General features: G+C 71.6%; 2 protein-coding genes. Both read left to right on the forward strand.

The genetic code is table 11. The features are described from left to right. Positions 1 to 482, forward strand: a 482-nt coding sequence (locus FHE66_RS09155) for an ABC transporter permease (RefSeq protein ID WP_369692759.1), incomplete at its 5' end; no start/stop codon positions are given. A gap of 79 nt (positions 483 to 561) precedes the next feature. Then, entirely contained in the window at positions 562 to 1806 is a 1245-nt protein-coding gene (locus tag FHE66_RS09160; protein ID WP_369692760.1) for a substrate-binding domain-containing protein, read from the forward strand. The last annotated feature ends 71 nt before the right edge of the window (positions 1807 to 1877 follow it).

The following is a 1877-nucleotide window of genomic DNA, read 5'->3' on the forward strand; positions in this document are numbered from 1 at the left end:
CCCTCGCCGTCGTCGGGATCCTCCTCATGCGGTCGTCCTACGGCCGGGTGCTCGTCGCGACCGGCGACAACGCCACCGCCGCGACGTACGCGGGCGGACGGGTGTGGCTCGTGCGCACCGGCGCGTTCGTCCTGTCGGCGCTGTTCGCCACCGTCGCCGGGATCCTCATCGGCGGCTTCGCCGGCGTCTCCGCCCAGGTCGGCCAGGGTCTGGAGTTCACCGCGATCACCGCGGTGGTCCTCGGCGGGGTGCTCCTCGGCGGTGGCCGCGGCTGGGTCGTCGGCGCGATGGCCGGCGCCCTCACCTACCAGCTGCTCGAGCGGCTGCTCGTCCAGCTCGACATGCCCTCGACGCTCAACCCGACGATTCAGGGCGTCATCATCATCGCCGCGGTGGCCTTCGCGGCGAACCAGTCGCGCACCCGGCGGGGCAGGACAGCACCCCAGACGCCTGCCGAGCCGCAGCCCGTGGGAGTCCGATGACCTGACCCGTGCAGATCTGCGTGCCAGTCCGCCGTCCCGACGACCCGACACCCACCACTCATCGCTACCAAGGAGGGTAATGATGCAGCGAACGCTACGCCTGACCGCGGGCCTCCTCGGCCTGGGCCTCGTCCTCACCGCCTGCACGACCGACGCACCGACCGAGTCCGCGGACCCCACGCCCGCGGCCACCGAGGCGACCGACGCCCCCACCGACGGCGCCGACACCACCGGCGGCACCCCCGAGGGGGAGTTCTTCGTCCGCACCGACTACGAGCGCGAGCTCGCCCAGCGTGACATGACCCCGGAGGGCGACGACGCCACCCCGTGGCTGCAGATGATCGAGCCCGTCGAGATGGTCGACACCTCCGAGTTCGTCTCCGAGGGCCCCAACACCCTGTGCTTCTCCAACGCCTCGGTCTCCAACCCGTGGCGCGTGACCGGCTGGACGACCATGCAGCAGCAGGTCGAGGTCCTCCAGGCCGAGGGCGTCATCGGGGAGTTCCGCGTCGCGGACGCCGCCGACGACGACAACAAGCAGATCTCCGACATCCAGTCCTTCGTCTCCGACGGAGACTGCGACGCGATCGTCATCTCCCCCTCGACGACGGCCACCCTCACCCCGGCCGTCGAGGCGGCCTGCGCGAGCGGCGCGCCGGTCATCGTCTTCGACCGCGGCGTCAACACCGACTGCGCGGTGACCTTCATCCACCCGATCGGCGGCTACGCCTACGGCGCCTCGGGCGCGGAGTTCCTCGTGGACAACCTCGAGCCGGGCTCGAGCGTCCTCGCGCTGCGGATCCTGCCCGGCGTCGACGTCCTGGAGCACCGCTGGGGCGCGGCGAACGACATCTTCTCCCAGAGCGACCTCGAGGTCGTCGGGGTGGAGTTCACCGAGGGCGACGCCGCCCGCATCAAGGACGTCGTCACCCAGTACCTCCAGCGCGGGGACGTCGACGGCATCTGGATGGACGCCGGTGACGGCGCCGTCGCCGCCGTCGAGGCCTTCGAGGACATGGGCGCGGACTACCCGGTGTTCGTCGGGGAGGACGAGCTCAGCTTCATGCGCAAGTGGCAGGAGACCGACATGAACGCCATCGGCCTGAGCTACTCCAACTTCCAGTGGCGCACGCCCGTGCTCGCCGCCCAGATGATCTGGGCCGGCGAGGAGGTCCCGGCCGAGTGGGTCCTGCCCCAGCAGCCGGTCACCGAGGACGACCTCGAGGAGTACCTCGAGCGCAACGCCGAGATGCCCTCGCTGCACTACGCCAAGTTCGGCGGCGAGGACCTCCCGGGCTACCCGGAGGCGTGGCAGGGCCGGTAGGCCACCGCACCCCGCTGCGGGACGCCCCGGGGGGTGGCGTCCCGCAGCGGTCCTGCCGGGCACCGGTGCCC

Origin of the sequence: Georgenia sp. 311 (assembly GCF_006151955.1) — a bacterium.
Lineage (GTDB): Bacteria > Actinomycetota > Actinomycetes > Actinomycetales > Actinomycetaceae > Oceanitalea > Oceanitalea wutianyii.